Below are 20,306 nucleotides of genomic sequence, written 5' to 3'. Positions count from 1 at the left end.
GAAACAAAGGCAACAGGGATACTAGCACGATTGTGCGATCGCAGATTCTCCTGCTGACCATTAATCGTCCTGACTGAACCCTTTGCAGCGAGAATAAAGAAATAGTTAGCCTGGATTTCGCGCCTCCCAGGCCTCGTGAAATGAGCAAGTTTCACAAAACTTTATTACTGCTGCGCCGTAACGTATACTACCAAAGACAGGTGTGTAGGAGCGTACAACATGTCGGCGGCAGCCGAGCCTCTGACGATACCCAAAACAGTTCCCTCCGAATTGCTTAAGACGGAGGGCGGTCTCAGCCCTAATCTGCTGATGTTTCTCGTATCAGTAGGGCTTATTTCGACTTCGACAGTAGGCTACTTTTTCTGGCACTGGGTGGATTGGTGCTCATTTTGTATGAACGTGCTGGCTTTGCATTTGGCAGGCACGGTAATACATGACGCCTCTCACAATTCAGCACATCGTAACCGGGCTATTAATACAGCCCTGGGTCATGGGAGTGCGCTGATCCTGGGATTTTCTTTTCCCGTTTTCATGCGAGTTCATCTGCAGCATCATGCCCATGTGAACGACCCCAAAAACGACCCAGACCATTTTGTCTCGACGGGCGGTCCCCTCTGGCTAATCGCAGCCCGATTCTTTTACCACGAGATCTATTTTTTCCAGCGTCGTCTCTGGCGTGATCTAGAGCTGCTTGAGTGGCTTTTGGCTCGCTTGATCGTCGTCTCTCTAGTTCTCACTTCCTGGAAATTTGGTTTTCTCGGCTACATCTTCAATTTCTGGTTTTCACCTGCCTTGGTTGTTGGCATTGCCTTAGGCCTATTTTTTGACTACTTGCCTCACCGCCCTTTCCAAGATCGCGATCGCTGGAAAAACGCTCGGGTCTATCCAGGAGCTATTCTCAACATTTTGATCATGGGGCAGAATTACCACTTGGTGCATCACCTCTGGCCCTCCATACCCTGGTACAAGTACAAGCCTGCTTATGAGGTCATGAAGCCCCTACTAGACTCCAAAGGGTCACCCCAGTCTCTAGGCCTGCTTCAGGGAAAAGACTTTTTTAGCTTTCTTTACGACGTCTTCCTAGGCATTCGCTTCCACCCTAAGTCGTAGGTTTTTTCTACCCTAAGTTAGATTAATTTATTGCGTCAAAAGACCTTTTTCACAATTTCCGCCTAAATCTTTCAATTTTTCTGATTTCATAAGCTTTGAACCCCTCCACCTATCTCAGATGGAGGGGTTCTTCTTTAGAGAGGTTCAATCGACCCAATCCTGCATTTCTCCGGATGAGCTTGATCTGAGACGCTGTTTAGGAGGTTATTTTTCTGGGCAAGCTTAAGGCCTGCCCCTCGTCCGGTTCCAAAAGGCTAGGAGTTAGTACTCATGCACCAAGAATTCAACTTCGTCCTGTCTCTACCTGAATACGTCAAAAACATCACTCGCAAATACGGCAGCATTCGCTGGTGTGACGCTCAGGAAAGCATTGTTCTCTCATTTAAGGATGAGTACTTACTCCGGGCTTTTGTCAGCTTTGCCAAGGACTACGACCTGTGGAACCAGCCTTCGCTAAAAGGCACCAAGGTCGTCTGCGAGGTTGTTAAAAGCGCCTAAAGCCAAACTCATGCCTAGAGACGTTGCTGGCATCGTCTCTAAGGCACAGATTTTTATCTTTAGTCTCTGCGGCACCCAGCTTAAGGCAGCCCGAACGTTAGTGAATTGGAGCAATTTCTAGATCGGGCCGCAAGTCCCGCGCTGCACGCAGGTAGACATGCTGCACCTCACACTGCATTTCCGGCAGTTGGGCATGAATCAGCAGGCGAATACAGTGCGTCAGGCTGCCCTCAACATGCATATGCTGTACATCAAGAAGGGCCACAGAGTCCCACCGGGGGCGGCGACGTGCGATCGCAGCCGGAAACACCGCATCCAGGTCGCGAGTAACCGAGAACGTTGCACTAATAATGTGGCTAGGATCCAGCTGGTTGCAAGTCTCCAGGGCATCTAGAAGCTCAGTGACCGCCTCTCCGATTGCAGCTTCTGAATTTTCAGTCACAGTAATTGCGCCTCGAATTGCCCAAACTCGCCAGTCCACGCTGTAGTCCTCCAGTTTACTTAAGCTTGCTAGTTCTCTTACCAAACCAACAGCACTTTTGACAGCCCCTGCCGGTAGAAAGACATCAGTTCAATCCTATCAGGCAAGATTCCCCTCACCCGAGATTTGCGGCCAGGCACCTCTGAGAATTTAGCGACCTGATCTGCTGCAAACGATCTCTATCCAAGCCAGTAACTGGAGTTTTGCTTTAAAGAGAAGCTCCAGAAAAAGAAGCTCCAGCTCCTGAAGTGGACTTGATATAGACTGCCCTAGCAAGACATTTCTGGAGACACCCTAACCCGATTTAAGGACGGTACAGCCAAAGCGGTAGACCACTGGTGGTTCGCTCAAAATCGAGCCAGTCCAAAGTCGCATTGACAGTAGACACATTCAATCCAGCTAAATAGCTGCCAGCACCAGCTTCCCTCGATCCGCCAGCGTAAGCGCCCCCGCCCAGACTGCTAGAGTTCCCCGGCAGAAATTTGCGCCAAGCAGGTTTACGCTCCTCCAAAGTCAGGCACTCAGCCTTCTCTGGATCTAAGCCCACCAGTTCGGCAGCCCAGCGGCGAGCATCTTCCTCTGTACCCAAGCGATCAACTACCCCTAGATGTAGGGCCTGCTCGCCGGTAAAGATACGACCATCAGCAAAAGTGCGAACCGTGTCCTCGCTCAATTTGCGGGCATCGGCAACCGTTTTGACAAACTGCCTATAGCTAACGTCAATCAGCTCCTGCAGAATCTGCTGCTCTGGCTCAGTCAGTTCCCGATCGAAGCTCAAAATGTCTTTGTAAGGACCTGATTTAATGACCTTAAAAGACACTCCGACTTTATCTAGTAGGCGTTCCAGGTTATTACCCCGCAAGATTACCCCAATACTGCCGGTAATCGTGCCAGGGTTCGCCACAATGTGATCGGCTCCCATACCGATATAGACCCCGCCCGATGCTGAGATATTGCCAAAGCTAGCAACGACTTTGACTTTTTCTCGCAAGCGCAGGAGCGCCTGGTAAATTTCCTGAGAATCCCCGACGGTTCCCCCAGGGCTGTCAATTCTTAACAGCAGTGCTGGAAATTTCTTCTCTTCCACTTCTTTGAGCGCTTCCAACACCGTCTTGCGCGTTGGAGCGCCAATCACACCAGAGACTTCTATACGGGCAATAGACTTGCGAAAGCGAGGTTTGAAGGGCCAAATCATAAACTAAACACGCTATGGAGTAGTGCTCAACCTTAGGAGTTCCAGCCCCCTAAGAGACGTAACATTTCAATCTTCCCTGAAATAAGTGCAGGGTGCGGGGTTAGAACCCCCTTGGCGGCAGCGCGATTCCCACACCTGTTGATTTTCAAGGTGAGAGTAGGGCCACGAACTATTGTATCGAGCGCCCAGATCGCGCTTTTTAGGTGAAGACTCTGCCGCTTTAGGCAGAGACAGAAGAAACGGTAGTGCGAATTACGTTTACATTCCTTAAGATAAACAAAGATATTTCTAAGACTTCTCTTAACGCTCGAAACTCCCTAAGGAAAAACGCCTCTTTTCATGGACGCCAACGCCAGTCAGTCTCCTACATCTCGCAATGCGCTGCTGCTGATTTCCCCTTTCTTTCTATGGGGTACAGCAATGGTCGCAATGAAAGGTGTCATGCCTTTGACGTCACCGTTTTTTCTGGCCGGGGTGCGGCTACTGCCAGCGGGTATTTTAGTGCTGCTGGCAGCCCTTTGGATGGGCCGACCTCAACCGTCTTCTTGGCGCGGTTGGCTCTGGATTGGTGCTTTTGCCCTAGTTGACGGTGCCCTCTTCCAGGGCTTTTTAGCGCAGGGATTAGTTCGAACCGGGGCTGGTTTAGGCTCAGTCATGATTGACTCTCAGCCGTTGGCAGTGGCTTTAATGGCCCGGTTTCTCTTCAATGAGCAGGTGGGCATGTTGGGCTGGGTAGGGCTGGCTTTAGGGTTGTTTGGGATTGCGCTTTTGGGTATTCCCAATGAATGGTTAACAGCTTTAATGGCAGGCCAAACGGACTGGTTAGGCGACAGCACGCTGCTAGAAGCTTTGATGAATCGGGGTGAGTGGCTGATGCTACTGGCTGCTCTTTCAATGGCCGTTGGCACAGTGATGATTCGCTATGTTTGCCGCCATGTTGACCCCGTCGTCGCGACTGGCTGGCATATGGTCATTGGAGGCTTGCCCATGTTTGTGCTGTCTGGTTTGGGAGAAACCCAGCAGTGGCAGGCTTTGGGCTGGTCTAACTGGATGGCGATTGCCTACTCAACCGTGCTTGGCAGCGCCGTTGCTTATGGTGTGTTCTTTTATTTGGCAGCTCAGGGCAATCTCACGAGCCTGAGCGCTTTGACTTTCCTGACGCCAGTATTTGCACTGCTGTTTGGCAATCTCTTTTTAGGAGAAGTGTTGAGCCCGCTGCAGTGGGTAGGGGTAGGATTTACCCTGATGAGCATTTACTTCATCAATCAGCGTGAGGTGTTGCTGGCCAATCTGCGCCAGATTAGTGCGAGCTGGGGGTCAAAGTCAGCCCCCTCCGACAGCGCCTCTTAGTTGAAGCGTTTTAGCTGAAGCTCTAACCGTTGCAAATTTTCGAACAGGGTGCGATGGTCAAAGACCAAACCTAAGCGGTTATCGTCTCTACAGTCATTCATCACATCTACACGTCAAGGTTCTTTTCCCCAGATCTGCAGATCTGGGGAAAAGTCAAGCCAGTCAGACAGCTTTGCGACAGAAGCCAGGTTCCCCTCAAAGAAGTTCTAGTTTTTGGTTAATGACAGCTATTCAGTCTGGGCAAACTATCGAGTAGAGCTAGGGTAGACAACCTTGAGACAGCTATTCTTTCTATAACGGCTGTCTCTGAGTAGAATTAGTGCCGATTGATCGGGCAAGCCTGGGTTAAGCAAAGGTGCTGACAACTCAGCCAGGGATGAAACCTGCTATGTCAGAATTAGTCATCAACATTAAAAGGGTCAATAGGTTGAGAGGAAAATCCCACCTGAGGGACATTGAGCATGCTCCAGCGCGTCACCGTATTTCTTTTCACCTGTTTGACAAGCTTCAACGTAGTCAGTTCAGTCATTTCTGAAGCAGTAGCAGAGGCTAGCAGTTCGACCGATCATCCCCAGCTTGCAGCGGCTACAGCGGCTTGGCCTAGGTTGCTGGCTCAAAGCAGCAATGGGGCCATTGCCGAACCTGCAGGGTCTTCTGACTCTCCCAGCACAGTTGGTGTTGCTAACCCTGTCTTGCTTGCTCCGGGTACCCAAAGCGACAATGTCAGGTTGCTACAGCGTCAGTTACAGCAGCTTGGCCACTACCAGGGTGCCCTAGACGGCAACTATGGGCCTGCTACCCGACGTGCAGTCGAGGCATTTCAGCAGCAGGCTTATCTACCCGCAACCGGTACTTTGGATCGGCAGACTTGGGCCCAGATGCAGGTTCCTCAGCTTTGGCCCAACCCTTCGGCAGGAGAGGCTAACTCAGCCACGGCTTCGGCCCCCGCACCCGAAGGCAGCAGCTCTGCTAACCTGCTCACTAACCCTGCTAACACCAGTAGCCAAACTCCTGGTACACCACCTACCAGCTTAGCCCCGACGGCACCGGTTCCAGCCTCGGCGGCAGATTCTACAGCGACTTTGGAGCAGCCAGCCAGCTCCGCTCCAACGGCTCCTAGCGCTGGTGACCAAGACAGAAGTCTGTGGCGGATACTAGCCTTGCTAAGCCTATTGATGGTTTTAACCAGCAGTGTGTTCTTAGCGCTTTTCATTTGGCAGCGAGCTTCAAAAAAGGCTGCTGGTCAGACTGAGGTAGAGCCTGAAGGGGATGATTTTACTACCTCAGAGGCCGAGGCAAGCCCAGATTATCGTCAGAGCCAAACCCGTGAACTTAGATCGGTTCAAAACGGATTGGTAGAAAGCACTTCTAGCCAAGTTGTAGATGTTTCAGGTACCGTCGTCGATGGGGCATCAGCAGCTGAGGCAACGACTCGTCTAGCGCGGGTCAATATCAGTGATGAACTGGTGGAAGCGCTGCACAGCCCAGATGCCTCAATTCGTTGCAAGGCCATTTGGGAACTGGGCCAGCGAGGAAATTCTAATGCCGTGCCTGCCCTAGTTGAAACCATGATTGATGCCGACTCTAAAGAGCGCAGCCTAATTTTGGCGGCACTTTCGGAAATTGGTGTACGCACTCTAAAACCAATGAATCAGGCATTGGCGCTATCGCTGCAGGATGAGAATCCCGAAGTTCGTAAGAATGCCATCCGAGATCTCATGCGGGTCTATGATTTGGTCGGTCAACTGAGTCAAATGCTGGGCCGAGCAGCTCAGGATCACGATAGCGAAGTTCAAGAAACTGCTCAATGGGCGCTGAGTCAGCTGGGCAGAATTCGCCAGCTAGCTGGCCCTGCCTATCCTGTAGTTCAGGAAGCCCAGGAGACGGCTTTGCCAGAGGATACTTCTCATTCACTGCCCTCCTAAACCTCGCTCAACTCATGGTGGACCCCAGTCACAAACTCAACCTGCTCTTTCTTTCGACACCTGTAGGGCCGCTGGGTTCGGGATTGGGAGGCGGAGTCGAGTTGACCCTCACTAATCTCTGCCAGGTGCTGCAGAAGCGGGGGCATCGGATTGCGATCGCAGCCCCTACCGGCTCCAGCGTCAACAACACGGCCCTAATTGAGCTGCCTGGAGCCTTACAGCCCACCGCCCATACCCAGGGTCGCCAAACGCCAGTTACCCTGCCAAGCGACGCTGTGCTGGCTAACATGTGCGCCTACGCCCACCAGGCCCAGACTAGCTACGACCTGATTGTTAACTTCGCCTACGACTGGCTGCCCTTTTATCTGACGCCGTTTTTTGATCGTGCGATCGCACACTTTATCAGTATGGGATCGCTCAGCGATGCGATGGATGCCGTTATTGGTCAGGTCGCCGAGCAGTTCCCCAAAACGCTAGGCGTATACACCCACACCCAGGCAGATACCTTTTCCTTTGCCCAGCAGTGCCGCATTCTGGGCAGCGCCGTTGATCTAAACCTATACGAATACTGCGACCAGCCCGGTCCGTGGATGGCCTGGATGGGGCGCATCTCGCCAGAAAAAGGCTTAGAAGATGCAGTCGCAGCGGCTCAGATTAGCGGTATCCCGCTGAAAATTCTCGGCAAGTTAGAAGACACTGTCTACTGGCAGCGCATTCTAGATACCTATCCCGAAGCCCCAGTTGAGTACCTAGGCTTTCTGCCGACGGCCGAGCTACAAGCTGTTCTGCGGCAATGCCGGGCCCTCTTAATGACGCCTCGCTGGGTAGAAGCCTTCGGCAACGTGGCGATCGAAGCCCTTGCCTGTGGCGTGCCGGTGATTACCTATGCCCGAGGCGGGCCGACAGAGATCGTTCAGCCCGGTAAAACCGGCTGGCTGGTAGAACCCGATTGTGTAGCCGAACTGGTAGAAGCGATGCAAAAAGTGGACGAACTAAGTCGCCGCGCCTGCCGTGAACAGGCGGTTAGGGAGTATTCTCTCGATGCGCTAGGCGATCGATTTGAGCAATGGTTCTCTGAGGTGCTGAGCACTCGCTAGCTATCCTCAGTACCGCCCAGACTCAAGCCTGAGGCACCTGCCCCCGTGCCTGTTTAAGGGCCTGCAGGTTCTGGCTCACTGCCCGCCACAGAGACTTGTTGTGGGGGTCAGTACGCAGGGCTTTTTGTAGGTATCGCTCGGCCTTATCCCATTCCTGCTGCTCCATCAGATGACGGCCCCAGCGCTGGTAGGTAATAGCCTGCCATTGCCGCACCTCTAAGTCCTGAGGAAAGCGTTGGGAAAGACCCTCGACCAGTGCGATCGCCCGCGGCAAGCGCTGCGTCTGGAGGAATTGCTGCAGCTGCTCATAAAGCTGCTGCTTGAGGAGCTGGTCTACCTGAGATAGCTTCGGGTTAACCTGGACCCGAGGAATCAAGTCAGGGGGTTGAGCAGCAGGCTGGGCATTAGCGCTCTCTTGTGAACTCCCCGCCGAACTGACCTCAGGCGATGCGACGGACACCGCAGCCGGAGGCAAGGCAATCTCCGGTGCAGCTAGTTCCGCCAAAGCCTGATAGGCTTGCGTCACCTGAATAAACTTATCCTTAGCCCGCTGGTCGCTAGGATTGACGTCTGGGTGGTAGCGCCGCGCTAGGCGACGATAAGCAACTTTGACCTCAGTAAAAGCTGCCCCACTTCTTAACCCCAGCACCCGATAATGATCCGCAAGACTCATGGATAGCAAAGTGGCAGAATTGCTTTGAATTCTGCCACTAATTTGATGACTTATTTAATAACTTGACCAGAGAATCCGTTAAGAATTCCTGAGGACAGGGTTAAACGGTTGCAGCCACCGCTACTTCCTGGCTTCGCTCCTCGATCACCCGGTCGATCAGACCATACTCCATCGCCTCTTGGGCCGACATAAAGTAGTCTCGGTCAGTGTCTTTCTCAATTTGCTGGATCGTCTTGCCCGTATGGCTGGCCATCATTTCATTGAGCTCTTGCCGAACCCGCAGGATCTCTTTAGCTTCAATGGCGATGTCTGTCGCCTGTAGGCGCTGACGCCCCGTACCTCCTAGCGGCTGGTGAATCATAATCCGCGCATGGGGCAGGGCCAACCGCTTACCGGCAGTGCCCGCTGACAGCAAGAATGCTCCCATAGAGGCAGCTAGACCCACGCAGATAGTGACCACGTCGGACTTGATGTACTGCATGGTGTCGTAAATTGCCATGCCAGCCGTCACAGAACCGCCTGGGGAGTTGATATAGAGATAGATTGGTTTGCTGTTGTCTTCTGAATCCAGGTACAGCATAGCGGCCACGATCGAGTTGGCTAGCGAGTCTGTAACCTCCTGGCCCAGAAAGACAATTCTTTCCTGGTTAAGGCGGGTATAGATATCAATCCACTGGGTATATTGGCTACCCGGTAAACGATAGGGAACTTTAGGAGTGCCGATGGGCATAGCTTTTTCTCAAACGCAGGTTGGTTGACGATAGAAAACAGGCTGAAGTAGCAGATTGCTGCAACGCCTAGCTGATTCCAGCCGGAATTTTGGGCAGGTCTTTGCGGCTCTCAAGTACTCGGTCAATAATGCCGTATTCCTTTGCCTCCGCTGGGTTCATGTAGAACATCCGATCGGAGTCTTTCATGACTTTCTCCACCGGTTTGTCGGTGTTTCTGGCTAGGATTTCCATCATGGACCGCTTATTGAGGAGAACCTCTTTAGCCCGAATGTCGATGTCAGTGGCCTGTCCCTGAGCACCGCTACGGGCTTGATTCAAAACAATGCGAGCATGGGGCAAACTGGCCCTAAATCCCTTGGTACCCGCCGACAAGATTACAGCTGCCGTTCCCATTGCCTGACCAATACAGATGGTGTGAACTGGTGGCTTGATGTAGCTGATCGTGTCGCAAATCGCAAAGGCTTCGGTATCGTAGCCGATCATATTGCCGTCGTGCCAAGACGTTCCCGTCGAGTTGATATAGAAATAAATTGGCTTGTCGGGATCGTCAAACTGCAGAAAGAGTAGCTGAGCAATAATTAGCTCAGTCACATCAATGCCCACCTGCTGCTTGACGTCGTCTGAGGAAAAGAGCGGCAACCCCAGGTAGACAATTCTCTCCTTCAACAAAAGAGAAGGGAGGTCAGGCGGCGGCGTGCGGTAGTAAGCATCGCCGTAATAAGGTGTTTGCACTGCTTTAATCACTGAACTCATAGAACCCTTGTGCCTACGCAGGTGGCGCTTTTTTACAGTGTAACGTGTGGACTGGAGTTGCCAGTTACTAGGATTGGCGGATATCCCCACCCAGCAGAGTCTACGCTTTGTGAAGCCTTCCTAAGAAATTCTTGCGGAATCTCCCGCCCCTTAGAAAACCCCCCTAATCTAGATATAGAGGCCGCTTTACTGGGTTTATCCTATTTGCTGGCCCTTTGATTCAGTGTGGTTTCGACTTTGTCCAGTTGAACTTTATCCGTTAGGCTTTGTCCAACGAAAGGAGAGCAGGTATTGAAAGTTGACCTGCAGTGTGTACTAAGCGATTCCCACCTTGACCTCACCCAGGCCAGCAGCCAACGGCAGCTAGCTGTTTCGGTGGCTGCCTTACCCGAGGGCCGCAGTGCTAATGTCCCTCTTAATCTCTGTTTGGTTCTTGATCACAGTGGATCGATGGCCGGACAGCCGCTCAAAACTGTGCAGCAGGCGGCCTGCCGAATTGTCGATAGCCTCACACCTGAGGATCGGCTGACGATTGTGCTGTTTGATCACCAGGCCAAGGTGCTGGTACCCCAGCAGCCAGTTCTATCCCCAGACAACATCAAGCAGAAAATTAAAGGCATTCGGGCCAGCGGCGGAACGGCCATTGATGAAGGTCTTAAATTTGGCATTGAGGAAGTTGCTAAAGGCAGAGAGGGCAGCATTTCCCAAGTTTTTCTCCTCACTGATGGAGAAAATGAACACGGGGATAACGAGCGATGCCTCAAACTGGCTCATTTGGCAGCCGACTATAATTTGACGCTCAGCACTTTGGGTTTTGGCGACCATTGGAACCAGGACATGCTAGAGCGGATCGCAGATGCTGGTGGCGGCAGCCTCTCCTATATTCAGGAGCCTGAGGATGCGATCGCAGAATTTAGCCGTCTGTTCACCCGCATCCAGTCCGTCAGCCTGACCAATGCCCATCTCATCTTTAATCTGCTGCCAGGGGTGCGGCTAGCCGAACTCAAGCCAATTGCTCAGGTCGCGCCCGAAACCGTTGAACTAACCACCATTCAGGAGGCTAGTCAGGTCAGTGTGCGCCTGGGGGATCTGATGGTTGAGGTACCTCGCATTGTGCTGGCAAATCTCTATATTGGACGGCAGCCTGCCGGTACTTACCCGATTTTGCAGGCCCAGGTACAGTACGACGATCCCTTGCAGAGCGGTGCCGCCATCCTTTCAGATTTAGTTACGGTGACGGCTACAGGGCAGTCGGTTTATCAACCTCAGCCCGATTCTCAGGTGCAGCGGCATGTTTTGGCGCTGGCTAAGTACCGCCAAACTCAGATTGCCGAGCAAAAGCTCCAGCTAGGGGATCGCCAGGGAGCCGTAACGCTACTCCAGTCGGCCGCTAAAACAGCTCTGCAGATGGGAGACACCAAGGCCGCGACTGTCCTGCAGGACAACGCCACCCGACTTCAGTCGGGGCAGGACTTGACAGAGCGAGATCGCAAGCAAACCCGAATCGTTTCCAAAACTGTGCTCCACTAAATCTTCTTCGCCAGAATCCATGCGCTTGACCTTTCGCCCGTTCACCGTCAAGAAGCGGGTTCCTCTGACGATTAGCCGAGGCACCCACAGCCAGTCCACCAACTTTTGGGTGCAAATTGAGCAAGATGGCCTAGAGGGCTGGGGCGAGGCCACGCCCTTTTCCATCGGCTCTTTGAGTTTTATGACAGATGCGATCGCAGCCGAGCTAACCAACCTCAGCCCAGAGCTAACTCCCTACCATCCCCTCGATCGCCAAGCCATCCACCGCCATCTAGACCAGCTTCGGACCAGTTCGCCCGTTCGAGCCGCTATAGATGTTGCGCTGCACGACTGGTTAGGCAAACAAACGGCAATGCCTCTCTGGCAGATCTGGGGACTGGCGTGCCAGCCCGCTGCCCCAATCTCAGTCACCATCGGGATCAGTTCACCGACTGCCGCCCAACAACGACTGCAGGATTGGCTACAGCAGGGGCCTTTCCAGGCAGTTAAAGTCAAACTAGGCAGCCCTGAGGGGATCGATGCTGATCAAGCAATGATTATCGCCATTCTAGAAAAGCTGCCTGCCCACACCCAACTCAGCGTAGATGCCAACGGAGGATGGTCGCTTAGTGACGCCCTAACTATGAGCACATGGCTCGCCCACAAAGGCGTTACCTATTTAGAACAGCCCCTGCCTGTAGATCGGGCAGCCGAGCTAGCGATCCTTTACGAAAAATCCTCCCTGCCCATCTTTGTCGATGAAAGCTGCTTCACCAGCCGCGACATTCCACCCTTAGCAGATCGGGTTCACGGCATCAATATTAAGCTCATGAAATCAGGCGGACTCAGCGAAGCCTATCGCATGATCCATACGGCTCACGCCTGCGGTCTTCAGGTCATGTTCGGTTGCTACTCCGACAGCAGCCTTTCAAACACAGCTCTGGCACACCTTTCATCCCTGGCCACTCATTTAGATCTCGATAGCCATCTCAACCTCGTAAACGACCCCTTCAGCGGGGCCAGCTTCCAAGACGGACACCTCCTACCCAACCGCGCCCCCGGATTAGGACTGAGCTACCATGCTAAGCACTGATAATCGGATTGCCCTTCTAATGCATGAGGGCACCACCAGCAATCGGGGCAAAACGGGTTTAGCCATGCTGCGCTATAGCGCCATACCGATAGTGGCCGTTATTGACTATACGTGCGCCGGACAATCCCTACCTCAACTGACCAAAATCAACAGAGACGTTCCCATTGTCGCCTCCGTTAAAGACGCCTTGAGCTACTCCCCTGACGTACTGGCTATCGGCATAGCCCCTTCAGGCGGAGGCCTACCTGAAGCCTGGTACGAGGAAGTGAAGCAGTCCATTGCAGCCGGACTGAGTCTAGTCAACGGGCTGCATACGGCAATGGCCGAAGATCCCGCTTTAAAGAGTCAGCTGCAGCCTCATCAGTGGATCTGGGATGTTCGTCGAGAGCCCCCCGGTCTGACCGTAGGAACAGGGCAAGCCCGGGGGCTCTCGTGCAAAAGAGTGCTAGCGGTCGGCACAGACATGTCTGTCGGCAAGATGTCTGCGAACTTAGAACTGCATCGAGCCAGCCTAAACCGCGGTCTCCGCTCGAAGGTGATTGCCACAGGGCAAACCAACCTAATGCTAGGAGATGACGGAGTCGCCCTAGATGCGGTGCGGGTTGATTTCGCCTCAGGAGCCGTTGAACAACAGGTTATGCGCTACGGTAACGACGTAGACATTCTCTACATCGAGGGCCAAGGGTCGCTGCTAAATCCCGCCTCAACCGCAACACTGCCCTTGCTAAGAGGATCCCAACCGACCCATCTAATTCTGGTTCACCGGGCTGGGCAAAACCACATTCAAAATTTCCCTGAGGTTCCCATTCCTCCCCTGCCAGAGGTAATCTCCCTCTATGAAGCAGTTGCCACTGCTGGGGGTGCTTTTGCAAATACCAAAATAGTCGGCATCGCCTTAAATACTGGGCATTTAGATGATGCCGATGCTAAAAGAGCAATTGCAGAAACCCAGGAAATAACTCAGCTGCCGACAACCGACGTCGTAAGATTAGGTGCCGATTTGCTGCTAGATGCAGTTCTGGCTGACAAACCCTAGATTAAGCTGCCAATTATTTCTTCCGCAAACGATAAGTAATCCGGCCCTTAGTAAGATCGTAGGGAGTGAGTTCTACTTTCACCCGATCTCCCGGCAGAATCTTGATGTAGTTGCGGCGAATTTTGCCAGAAATATGGGCTAGTACGTTAAACCCATTATCCAAGTCCACTCGAAACATTGCATTAGGTAGGGATTCCGTCACGGTACCCTCCATTTCAATCAAATCTTGCTTAGACAAACGATAATTTCCTCACTACAATTTTTCTTTCAGAAGGGGCCTAGTCTTTATAGCACTAAGCCAGAAAAGCCGCCCCAAATACAAACACACGTGTAAAGCTCTTCTTTAAGATTAGCAAAAGCTTGAGAGGTGTTGCCCACCGAGAAGCGGGTAGGGAGCCTCAGTACATCTCACCTACCCGCCACGTAGCTTTGCTAATTGCCTAAATGCTAACTAGCTGCTTTAAATCGCTCGTTACCGTTTCCATTGGTTGATTACCATTAATGGAAATCAACTTTTGCCGGCTTCGGTAAAACTCAATTAAGGGCGAGGTCTGGCTGCGGTAAACATCTAACCGATGGCGGATCACAGACTCATTATCATCTTGGCGACCGCGTTTCTGTAAGCGAGCCAAGATAACCTCGTCTGGAACGTCTAGGTTAACCACAAAGTCATAGGGCTGATGGATATCAGCTAGCAAGTAGTCTAAAAACTCAGCTTGAGCGACATTTCGGGGAAACCCATCCAAGATCCAGCCTGACTGAGCATCCTCCTGGTTTAGACGCTCTCGAATCAGGCCCAACATAAGATCGTCAGGCACCAGTTCACCCGCATTCATGTAGGTCTCAGCTTTCTGACCCAGTTCAGTCTTCTCAGCCACAGCAGTCCTGAGAATATCTCCTGTAGAAATGTGAGGAACTAGAAAAAGATTGACGAGGGCTGCTGCCTGTGTGCCTTTGCCAGCGCCTGGGGGTCCCAGAAAAATCAATCGAGTCACTACTGCTTCACCATCCCTTCGTAACGCTGGGAAATCACATAGGTCTGAACCTGTTTAGCGGTGTCAATGGCCACACCCACCAAAATAAGTAGAGAAGTTGCCCCTAAACCATTGAATGTTGGTACGCGAGTCAGACTTTCAACTGCACTAGGAATTACTGCAACCAAACCTAGGAAAATAGCTCCCAGGAAAGTCAGTCGATTCAGAACCTTGCCGATATAGTCACTGGTCGCTTTGCCAGGGCGGATTCCAGGAATACTTGCCCCCATCTTTTTCAAGTTCCGAGAAAGATCTTCTGGATTGATGATGAGGGAGGAGTAGAAGAAGCTAAAGAAAACAATAAGAACCAGGTAGAGACTGACGTACAGCCATGAGGTTGGCCGGAAGTTGGCCGCCACAAACTGGTTGATCTCAGGATTGCGGATGAACTGGGTCAGCGATAGCGGCAACACAAGAACAGCAGAGGCAAAAATGATCGGCATCACCCCGCCCTGGTTAAGCCGCAGGGGCAGATAGTTGCTCTGCTCCAAATAGAGTTTCCGACCCACCTGACGGCGAGCAGAGATAATAGGAATTCGCCGTGTTCCTTCTTGAACGAAGACAATCCCCACGATCATCGCCAGAAAAACGAGCAGCAGCGCAACAATGCCACCGACCAAGTTGCGATCGCCACTTTGAGCCAGCTCGATCGTTTGCCCAAGGGAACGAGGCAGCGTAGAAACAATATTCAGAAAAATCAGCAAGGACGCGCCGTTACCTACCCCCCGCTCAGTAATCAGCTCTCCCACCCACATCACAAACATGGAGCCGGCGGTCAGGGCGATTACAGTCTGAATAATGAAGAACAGTCCTGGCTGCTGCGCAAATTGAGCCAGCAGAAAGCTAGATAGAAGCGTGCTCTGCAGAATTGCCCAACCCAGGGCGACATAGCGAGTAATCTGCGAAATCTTCCGCCGTCCTGCTTCTCCCTCATTCTTCTGCAAATCCTCTAGGGATGGAATAGCCGCTGTCAGCAGCTGCATGATGATGGAGGCGTTAATGTAAGGCAAAATGCCCAGAGCAAAAATACCCAGAGCGGACAGACCACCGCCTACAAAAATGTCTACAAACCCAACGACACCCCCCAGGTTGCCGCCTCTGATGGCTTCAGAAAAAGCTAACCTATCGATCCCCGGCATGGGAATAAAAATTCCCAACCGAACCAGGATCAACAGACCCACTGTGAGCAACAAGCGACTTCTTAGCCCAGCGGCTTGCGCCATCTGTACAAAAGTCTCTTGAGCACTTGGATTTTTGCCACGACTAACAACCATTCACTGCTCCCTCAGCCTCGCTAACCGACTGGAATACTCCATACCTGCAACTTGCGGCAAAACAAGTCAGGATTCAATGACAGTGGTAGACCTGCTAAGCAACAACTTCGCAGCTTCCCCCTGCCTCTTCAATCTTAGCCTTAGCTGATTGGGTAAAGGCGGCAGCTTGCACTGTAAGCGCCACAGAAATTTCTCCATCTCCTAGAATCTTAAGCGGACCGTCATTGGCAGTCACAATGCCAGCCTTCATCAGGGAGGCTAAGTTGACTTCCGTGCCAGCGGGCAAATCAGCCAGCTTTTTGACATTGACGACCGTAAAGACTTTGGAGTTAACCAGAGGAAAGTGCTTCAGCTTGGGCACACGACGGTAGAGAGGCATCTGTCCTCCCTCAAAACCAGGCCGAGTTCCCCGTCCAGAACGGGACTTTTGACCCCGCATACCAAAACCACCGCTAGCGCCTTGACCTGCCGAAATTCCTCTACCGATTCGGCGGCGGCGATGCTTAGACCCCTCTTTGGGTCGAGCGTCATTCAGTCTCATAACTATCGACTCCTGTTAACAAGCTCTAGACATAGAGGTTTTCGACGGGAATATCACGCTCTTCAGCGACTTCAGCAAAGGTCCGTAAAGAGGCGAGTGCATCAGCCGCAGCCCGAGCATTGTTGAGAGGATTGTTGGATCCTAGCTGCTTGGCCAGAATGTTCCGCACTCCTGCAAGCTCAAGAACAGTTCGCACAGCGCCCCCAGCAATTACCCCGGTACCAGGAGCAGCAGGCCGCATGAATACTTTAGCTCCGCCCCCTTGGCCAGTAGTGGGGTGGGGAATAGAGTTTGCCTTGGTCAAGGGAACATCGACGAGATGTTTCTTACCGTCAGCGACCCCTTTTTTTACTGCGCCGATGACATCTCCCGCTTTACCCACGCCCACGCCCACCTGGCCGCGTTCGTTGCCAACCACCACAATGGCTCGGAAGCTGAGCTTTTTGCCCCCTTTGACAACCTTGGTAACCCGGCGGATCTGTACAACCCGTTCCTGCCAGTCAGTCTTTTTTTCCCGGTTGCGGGATTCTTTTTTACGGTTTGCCATACTCTTGCCTAATTTTCGTCTAACCTAACCGGGTGAGCTGACTAGGCAGCGCCCGTACAACACTCACAGTTCAAACAGCCACAGTTGAAAGTGCAGATTGGGAGAAACTCTCTAGGAGTAGAACCTAGAAAGTAAGACCCGCCTCTCTAGCAGCATCAGCGAGAGCGGCAACGCGACCGTGGTACAGGTTCCCTCCTCGGTCAAACACTACCTGGCTAATGCCTTGTGCCAATGCCCGTTCAGCAACAAGTTTACCGACCTGGGCAGAGGCATCTTTAGTTGCCCCTGCCTTGTCCTGCCGGAGATCGGCGTCTAAAGTCGACGCGGCTACTAGCGTATGATGATTGGAGTCATCAATAATTTGAGCGTAGATGTGTTGGTTGGATCGGAAAATTGCCAACCGGGGTCTATCAGTGGTACCCGTGACCCGCCGACGAATGCGAGCGTGGCGACGACGTGTGAGTTCTTTACGACTTGCCTTCATGATTTACTTCTTCCCTGCCTTACCAGCTTTTCGGCGGACATACTCGCCAGCGTATCGTACCCCTTTGCCCTTGTAAGGTTCTGGGGGACGGGTCGCCCGAATGCTGGCAGCAATGTTGCCAACTATTTCTTTATCAATGCCGCTAATGACGACATTGGTGTTATTCTCAACAACAAAATCAATCCCTGGGGGGGGGTCGAACTTGACCGGATGGCTAAACCCTAGGCTGAGGTTTAGAGTTCTGCCCTGAACTTGCGCTCGGTAACCTACGCCTTGAATCTCCAGACGCTTCTGAAATCCCTGGGAAACCCCTTCAACCATGTTGGCGATCAGGGTACGGCAGAGACCATGACGTTCACGCGCCGCACGAGATTCATCACGACGCTTAACCAGAAGGGTATCTCCCTCCTGCTCGATCACGACCTCAGCGGGCAATGTACGAGATAGCTCTCCTTTCGGTCCCTTCACGTTAACAGCTTGCCCATCGATGTTAACGGTTACCTTTGAGGGGATGGGAATAGGTCGCTTGCCAATGCGAGACATGATTTCAATACTCCTAATGACGGCGCTGAATAGTAAATGAGACCTCGCTGGATAAGTGACGGCAATTCAAGGCTGAATTACCAGACATAGCAGAGGACTTCTCCGCCAATACCCTGACGCCGAGCATCGCGATCGGTCATAATGCCGCTGGAGGTGGAGATAATGGCAATACCAATACCGCCAAGCACTCTGGGAAGGTCCTTACGGTTGGAATAAACGCGCAGTCCCGGCTTGCTCACCCGCGTCAAATTGCGAATAATGGGTTGCCGATTCCGCCCCTTATATTTCAAGGAGATTACCAGCATTCGCTTGATATCTTCGCCGGTCTCGGCAACATCAGCGATAAATCCCTCATCCTTTAGAACCTGAGCAATACTACGGGTCATTCTGGTTGAAGGAATTTCAACCGTCTGATGCCGCGCCAGGGTAGCATTTCGGATGCGTGTGAGCATGTCCGCAATCGTGTCGTTAGCCGCCATAGTCCTCTTTATCCAATAAACCTGTCTCAGTTTTGCCGGAATGGCATTCCCAATTCCTTGAGCAGAGCCCGACCTTCCTCATCAGTTTGGGCGGTCGTCACAATAGTGATATCCATCCCTCGAATTTGCTCAATGCTGTCGTATTCGATTTCTGGGAAGATTAGCTGCTCACGAAGTCCTAGCGTGAAGTTGCCCCGGCCATCAAAGCTCTTGGCGCTGATGCCTCGAAAATCTCGAATACGGGGCAGGGCCAGATTAATCAGACGATTTAAAAAGGCATACATCCGGTCGGACCTGAGGGTTACCATGACCCCTACAGGCATTCCCTGACGGAGCTTGAAACCTGCGATCGCACGCTTGGCCCGAGTTACCACTGGCCGCTGACCTGTGATCAAACTCAATTCTGTTAAAGAAGACTCCAACGCCTTAGCATTTTGTGAAGCTTCCCCTAAACCCCGGTTAACCGTAACCTTAACGATTTTAGGAACCTGATGGATGTTGGTGTACTTAAACTCATCCATCAGCTTCGGGACAACCGTTTCGCGGTAAAACGTCTTCAGTTGATCCGCCATGTCTAGTTTCCTCTTATGCTTCCTGGGCTTGGTCAGGAAGACTCAACAAAATCAGTGATAAGCCAATAACTGAACGTAGCAATTTAGTCTTAGTCGATGATCTCGCCGGTCTTCTTGAGCATCCGCACCTTGCGGCCATCCTCAGTGAAGGTATAGGCGACCCGGCTAGCCACCTTCTGCTTCTCGGAGTAGAGCATGACGTTAGAGCTGTGAACGGGAGCTTCCTGGGTCACAATCTGGCCCGACTCCCCTTCTTGCTGAGGCTTAACGTGCTTGGTGCGAATGTTGACACCCTTAACCACAACCTGACTCTTTTTGGGATTGACCAAGAGGATTTCTCCTACCTTGCCCTTATCCCTGCCGGCAATGATTTGAACGGTGTCTCCCTTCTTGACGTGCATCTTCTGACGCACAGGTGTTTTTGCTTTTGTTGCCATCAGAGCACCTCCGGGGCCAGAGAAACGATTTTAGTAAAGTTCTTGTCCCGCAGTTCCCGAGCGACCGGCCCAAACACCCGAGTTCCTCGAGGGTTACCGTCCTGGTTAATGATTACAGCCGCATTGTCATCGAACCGAATGCTCATACCGCTACTGCGTCTGAGGCCCTTGCGGGTACGCACTACAACAGCCCGAACTACGTCTGACTTTTTAACCGCCATGTTGGGAATTGCGTCTTTGACGACCGCAATAATGACATCTCCAACCCCGGCATACCGGCGGTTGCCTCCCAGCACCCGAATGCACATCAGCTTCCGGGCACCGCTGTTATCTGCCACATTGAGATAAGTTTCTTGCTGAATCACGATGAATTTCCCTCAACACTAGGCCTCAGACGCACGGCTGAGGATATCTGCAACAACCCATCGCTTGGTCCGGCTAAGAGGCCGGGTTTCACGAATCTTGACGCGGTCGCCAATTTGACAACTGTTCTCTTCGTCGTGGGCTTTATACCGCTTAGTTTGAACTACGATCTTGCCGTACTTTGGGTGAGGCCGACGACTTTCGACTGCAACGACAATTGTCTTCTGCATCTTGTCGCTAACGACTAAGCCAACCCTTTCTTTAACCGCCATCAGCACCTAATCTCCTAAATCACTCACGCTATGCTGCTTCACTGAACTGTCCAGAACCGACCTACTCAGCCACAGCAGCTGGCGCTTGGGCTTCTTCTGCCACAGCCGCCAGTTGTCGTTCTCGCTGGACAGTCATCAGTTGGGCCAACCGATGACGCTCGTGCTTGAACTGATGAAACTGCTTATCGAGTTGACGGGTTGCCTTTTGGAAACGCAGCTGAAAGAGCCTACGCTTAGTCGCCACAATTTCGTCAAGGAGCTCTTCGTCGTTTAGCTTTCGGGCATCCGCAATCTTGGGTAGCGCCATAG

At 52.3% G+C, this 20,306-nt stretch carries 26 protein-coding genes; 8 read left to right on the top strand and 18 right to left on the bottom strand.

All coding sequences use genetic code 11. The features are described from left to right. Window positions 1-219 precede the first annotated feature (219 nt). Complete coding sequence (gene crtR, locus H6G13_RS11180; protein ID WP_190483298.1) at window positions 220-1,110, top strand: beta-carotene hydroxylase; 891 nt, start codon at window positions 220-222, stop codon at window positions 1,108-1,110. Window positions 1,111-1,380: 270 nt separating this feature from the next. Continuing rightward, window positions 1,381-1,608, top strand: coding sequence for a hypothetical protein (locus tag H6G13_RS11175; RefSeq protein ID WP_190483297.1), 228 nt, complete (start codon window positions 1,381-1,383; stop codon window positions 1,606-1,608). Between the two features lie 97 nt (window positions 1,609-1,705). Here H6G13_RS11175 and aroH read toward each other — a convergent pair whose 3' ends face one another. Both aroH and sppA read right to left on the bottom strand, forming a co-directional pair. After that, window positions 1,706-2,089, bottom strand: a complete 384-nt coding sequence (aroH, locus tag H6G13_RS11170; RefSeq protein WP_190483296.1) for a chorismate mutase — start codon at window positions 2,087-2,089, stop codon at window positions 1,706-1,708. Between the two features lie 304 nt (window positions 2,090-2,393). After that, complete coding sequence (gene sppA, locus H6G13_RS11165; protein WP_190483295.1) at window positions 2,394-3,284, bottom strand: signal peptide peptidase SppA; 891 nt, start codon at window positions 3,282-3,284, stop codon at window positions 2,394-2,396. Window positions 3,285-3,623: 339 nt separating this feature from the next. Between sppA and H6G13_RS11160 the strand changes: the two genes are divergently transcribed. From H6G13_RS11160 to H6G13_RS11150, 3 genes are all read left to right on the top strand, one after another. Next, window positions 3,624-4,634 (top strand): EamA family transporter, encoded by a 1,011-nt coding sequence (locus H6G13_RS11160; protein WP_190483294.1) that lies wholly within the window; start codon window positions 3,624-3,626, stop codon window positions 4,632-4,634. Between the two features lie 461 nt (window positions 4,635-5,095). Beyond that, window positions 5,096-6,559, top strand: a complete 1,464-nt coding sequence (locus H6G13_RS11155; RefSeq protein ID WP_190483293.1) for a peptidoglycan-binding protein — start codon at window positions 5,096-5,098, stop codon at window positions 6,557-6,559. Between the two features lie 14 nt (window positions 6,560-6,573). Beyond that, complete coding sequence (locus H6G13_RS11150; protein ID WP_190483292.1) at window positions 6,574-7,656, top strand: glycosyltransferase family 4 protein; 1,083 nt, start codon at window positions 6,574-6,576, stop codon at window positions 7,654-7,656. A gap of 22 nt (window positions 7,657-7,678) precedes the next feature. Here H6G13_RS11150 and H6G13_RS11145 read toward each other — a convergent pair whose 3' ends face one another. From H6G13_RS11145 to H6G13_RS11135, 3 genes are all read right to left on the bottom strand, one after another. After that, window positions 7,679-8,329 (bottom strand): DnaJ domain-containing protein, encoded by a 651-nt coding sequence (locus H6G13_RS11145; protein WP_190483291.1) that lies wholly within the window; start codon window positions 8,327-8,329, stop codon window positions 7,679-7,681. 100 nt (window positions 8,330-8,429) lie between these two features. Beyond that, the gene (locus H6G13_RS11140; protein WP_190483290.1) at window positions 8,430-9,059 is read right to left on the bottom strand and encodes an ATP-dependent Clp protease proteolytic subunit; all 630 of its coding nucleotides are present in this window, start codon (window positions 9,057-9,059) and stop codon (window positions 8,430-8,432) included. A 67-nt stretch (window positions 9,060-9,126) separates the two neighbouring features. Further along, window positions 9,127-9,813 carry an ATP-dependent Clp protease proteolytic subunit gene (locus tag H6G13_RS11135; RefSeq protein ID WP_190483289.1) on the bottom strand — a complete coding sequence of 229 codons (687 nt, stop codon included), beginning with the start codon at window positions 9,811-9,813 and terminating at the stop codon, window positions 9,127-9,129. Between the two features lie 291 nt (window positions 9,814-10,104). Here H6G13_RS11135 and H6G13_RS11130 point away from each other — a divergent pair, with 291 nt between their 5' ends. From H6G13_RS11130 to H6G13_RS11120, 3 genes are read left to right on the top strand one after another with little or no spacing between them, the layout of a single operon-like run. After that, entirely contained in the window at window positions 10,105-11,343 is a 1,239-nt protein-coding gene (locus H6G13_RS11130) for a VWA domain-containing protein (RefSeq protein WP_190483288.1), read from the top strand. A 19-nt stretch (window positions 11,344-11,362) separates the two neighbouring features. Further along, a complete protein-coding gene (locus H6G13_RS11125) occupies window positions 11,363-12,415 on the top strand; it encodes a dipeptide epimerase (protein WP_190483287.1) in 1,053 nt (350 codons plus the stop codon). Continuing rightward, window positions 12,402-13,451 (top strand): DUF1611 domain-containing protein, encoded by a 1,050-nt coding sequence (locus H6G13_RS11120; protein ID WP_190483286.1) that lies wholly within the window; start codon window positions 12,402-12,404, stop codon window positions 13,449-13,451. The genes H6G13_RS11125 and H6G13_RS11120 overlap by 14 nt, the downstream gene beginning before the upstream one ends. 13 nt (window positions 13,452-13,464) lie before the next feature. Here the strand turns inward: H6G13_RS11120 and infA are convergent, their stop codons facing one another. The 13 genes from infA to rpmC form a co-directional block, all read right to left on the bottom strand. After that, window positions 13,465-13,689 carry a translation initiation factor IF-1 gene (gene infA / locus H6G13_RS11115; RefSeq protein WP_006276978.1) on the bottom strand — a complete coding sequence of 75 codons (225 nt, stop codon included), beginning with the start codon at window positions 13,687-13,689 and terminating at the stop codon, window positions 13,465-13,467. A 202-nt stretch (window positions 13,690-13,891) separates the two neighbouring features. Further along, the gene (locus H6G13_RS11110) at window positions 13,892-14,446 is read right to left on the bottom strand and encodes an adenylate kinase (protein WP_190483285.1); all 555 of its coding nucleotides are present in this window, start codon (window positions 14,444-14,446) and stop codon (window positions 13,892-13,894) included. Further along, complete coding sequence (gene secY, locus H6G13_RS11105) at window positions 14,446-15,759, bottom strand: preprotein translocase subunit SecY (RefSeq protein ID WP_190483284.1); 1,314 nt, start codon at window positions 15,757-15,759, stop codon at window positions 14,446-14,448. The genes H6G13_RS11110 and secY overlap by 1 nt, the downstream gene beginning before the upstream one ends. A 94-nt stretch (window positions 15,760-15,853) precedes the next feature. Next, on the bottom strand, window positions 15,854-16,300 hold the full coding sequence (gene rplO / locus H6G13_RS11100; protein WP_190483283.1) for a 50S ribosomal protein L15: 447 nt from the start codon (window positions 16,298-16,300) through the stop codon (window positions 15,854-15,856). 25 nt (window positions 16,301-16,325) lie between these two features. Beyond that, window positions 16,326-16,847: a 30S ribosomal protein S5 gene (gene rpsE / locus H6G13_RS11095; RefSeq protein WP_190483282.1), complete on the bottom strand. Its 522-nt coding sequence runs from the start codon at window positions 16,845-16,847 to the stop codon at window positions 16,326-16,328. 124 nt (window positions 16,848-16,971) lie between these two features. After that, window positions 16,972-17,331, bottom strand: coding sequence for a 50S ribosomal protein L18 (gene rplR, locus H6G13_RS11090; protein ID WP_190483281.1), 360 nt, complete (start codon window positions 17,329-17,331; stop codon window positions 16,972-16,974). A 3-nt stretch (window positions 17,332-17,334) separates the two neighbouring features. Next, window positions 17,335-17,874: a 50S ribosomal protein L6 gene (rplF, locus tag H6G13_RS11085; protein ID WP_190483280.1), complete on the bottom strand. Its 540-nt coding sequence runs from the start codon at window positions 17,872-17,874 to the stop codon at window positions 17,335-17,337. 77 nt (window positions 17,875-17,951) lie between these two features. Next, window positions 17,952-18,353: a 30S ribosomal protein S8 gene (rpsH, locus tag H6G13_RS11080; protein ID WP_190483279.1), complete on the bottom strand. Its 402-nt coding sequence runs from the start codon at window positions 18,351-18,353 to the stop codon at window positions 17,952-17,954. Window positions 18,354-18,379: 26 nt separating this feature from the next. Then, window positions 18,380-18,925, bottom strand: a complete 546-nt coding sequence (gene rplE, locus H6G13_RS11075) for a 50S ribosomal protein L5 (RefSeq protein ID WP_190483278.1) — start codon at window positions 18,923-18,925, stop codon at window positions 18,380-18,382. Window positions 18,926-19,014: 89 nt separating this feature from the next. Next, a complete protein-coding gene (gene rplX / locus H6G13_RS11070; protein ID WP_347277465.1) occupies window positions 19,015-19,362 on the bottom strand; it encodes a 50S ribosomal protein L24 in 348 nt (115 codons plus the stop codon). After that, on the bottom strand, window positions 19,362-19,727 hold the full coding sequence (rplN, locus tag H6G13_RS11065; RefSeq protein ID WP_190483277.1) for a 50S ribosomal protein L14: 366 nt from the start codon (window positions 19,725-19,727) through the stop codon (window positions 19,362-19,364). The genes rplX and rplN overlap by 1 nt, the downstream gene beginning before the upstream one ends. An 18-nt stretch (window positions 19,728-19,745) precedes the next feature. After that, window positions 19,746-19,997 carry a 30S ribosomal protein S17 gene (rpsQ, locus tag H6G13_RS11060; RefSeq protein WP_190483276.1) on the bottom strand — a complete coding sequence of 84 codons (252 nt, stop codon included), beginning with the start codon at window positions 19,995-19,997 and terminating at the stop codon, window positions 19,746-19,748. A gap of 61 nt (window positions 19,998-20,058) precedes the next feature. After that, window positions 20,059-20,304, bottom strand: coding sequence for a 50S ribosomal protein L29 (gene rpmC / locus H6G13_RS11055; protein ID WP_190483275.1), 246 nt, complete (start codon window positions 20,302-20,304; stop codon window positions 20,059-20,061). Window positions 20,305-20,306 lie beyond the last annotated feature (2 nt).

The organism is Pseudanabaena sp. FACHB-2040, assembly GCF_014696715.1.
In the GTDB taxonomy this organism is placed as follows: Bacteria; Cyanobacteriota; Cyanobacteriia; order Phormidesmidales; family Phormidesmidaceae; genus JACVSF01.
The sequence above is the reverse complement of the archived record's forward strand: the minus strand, read 5'-3'. Positions and strand labels throughout refer to the sequence as shown.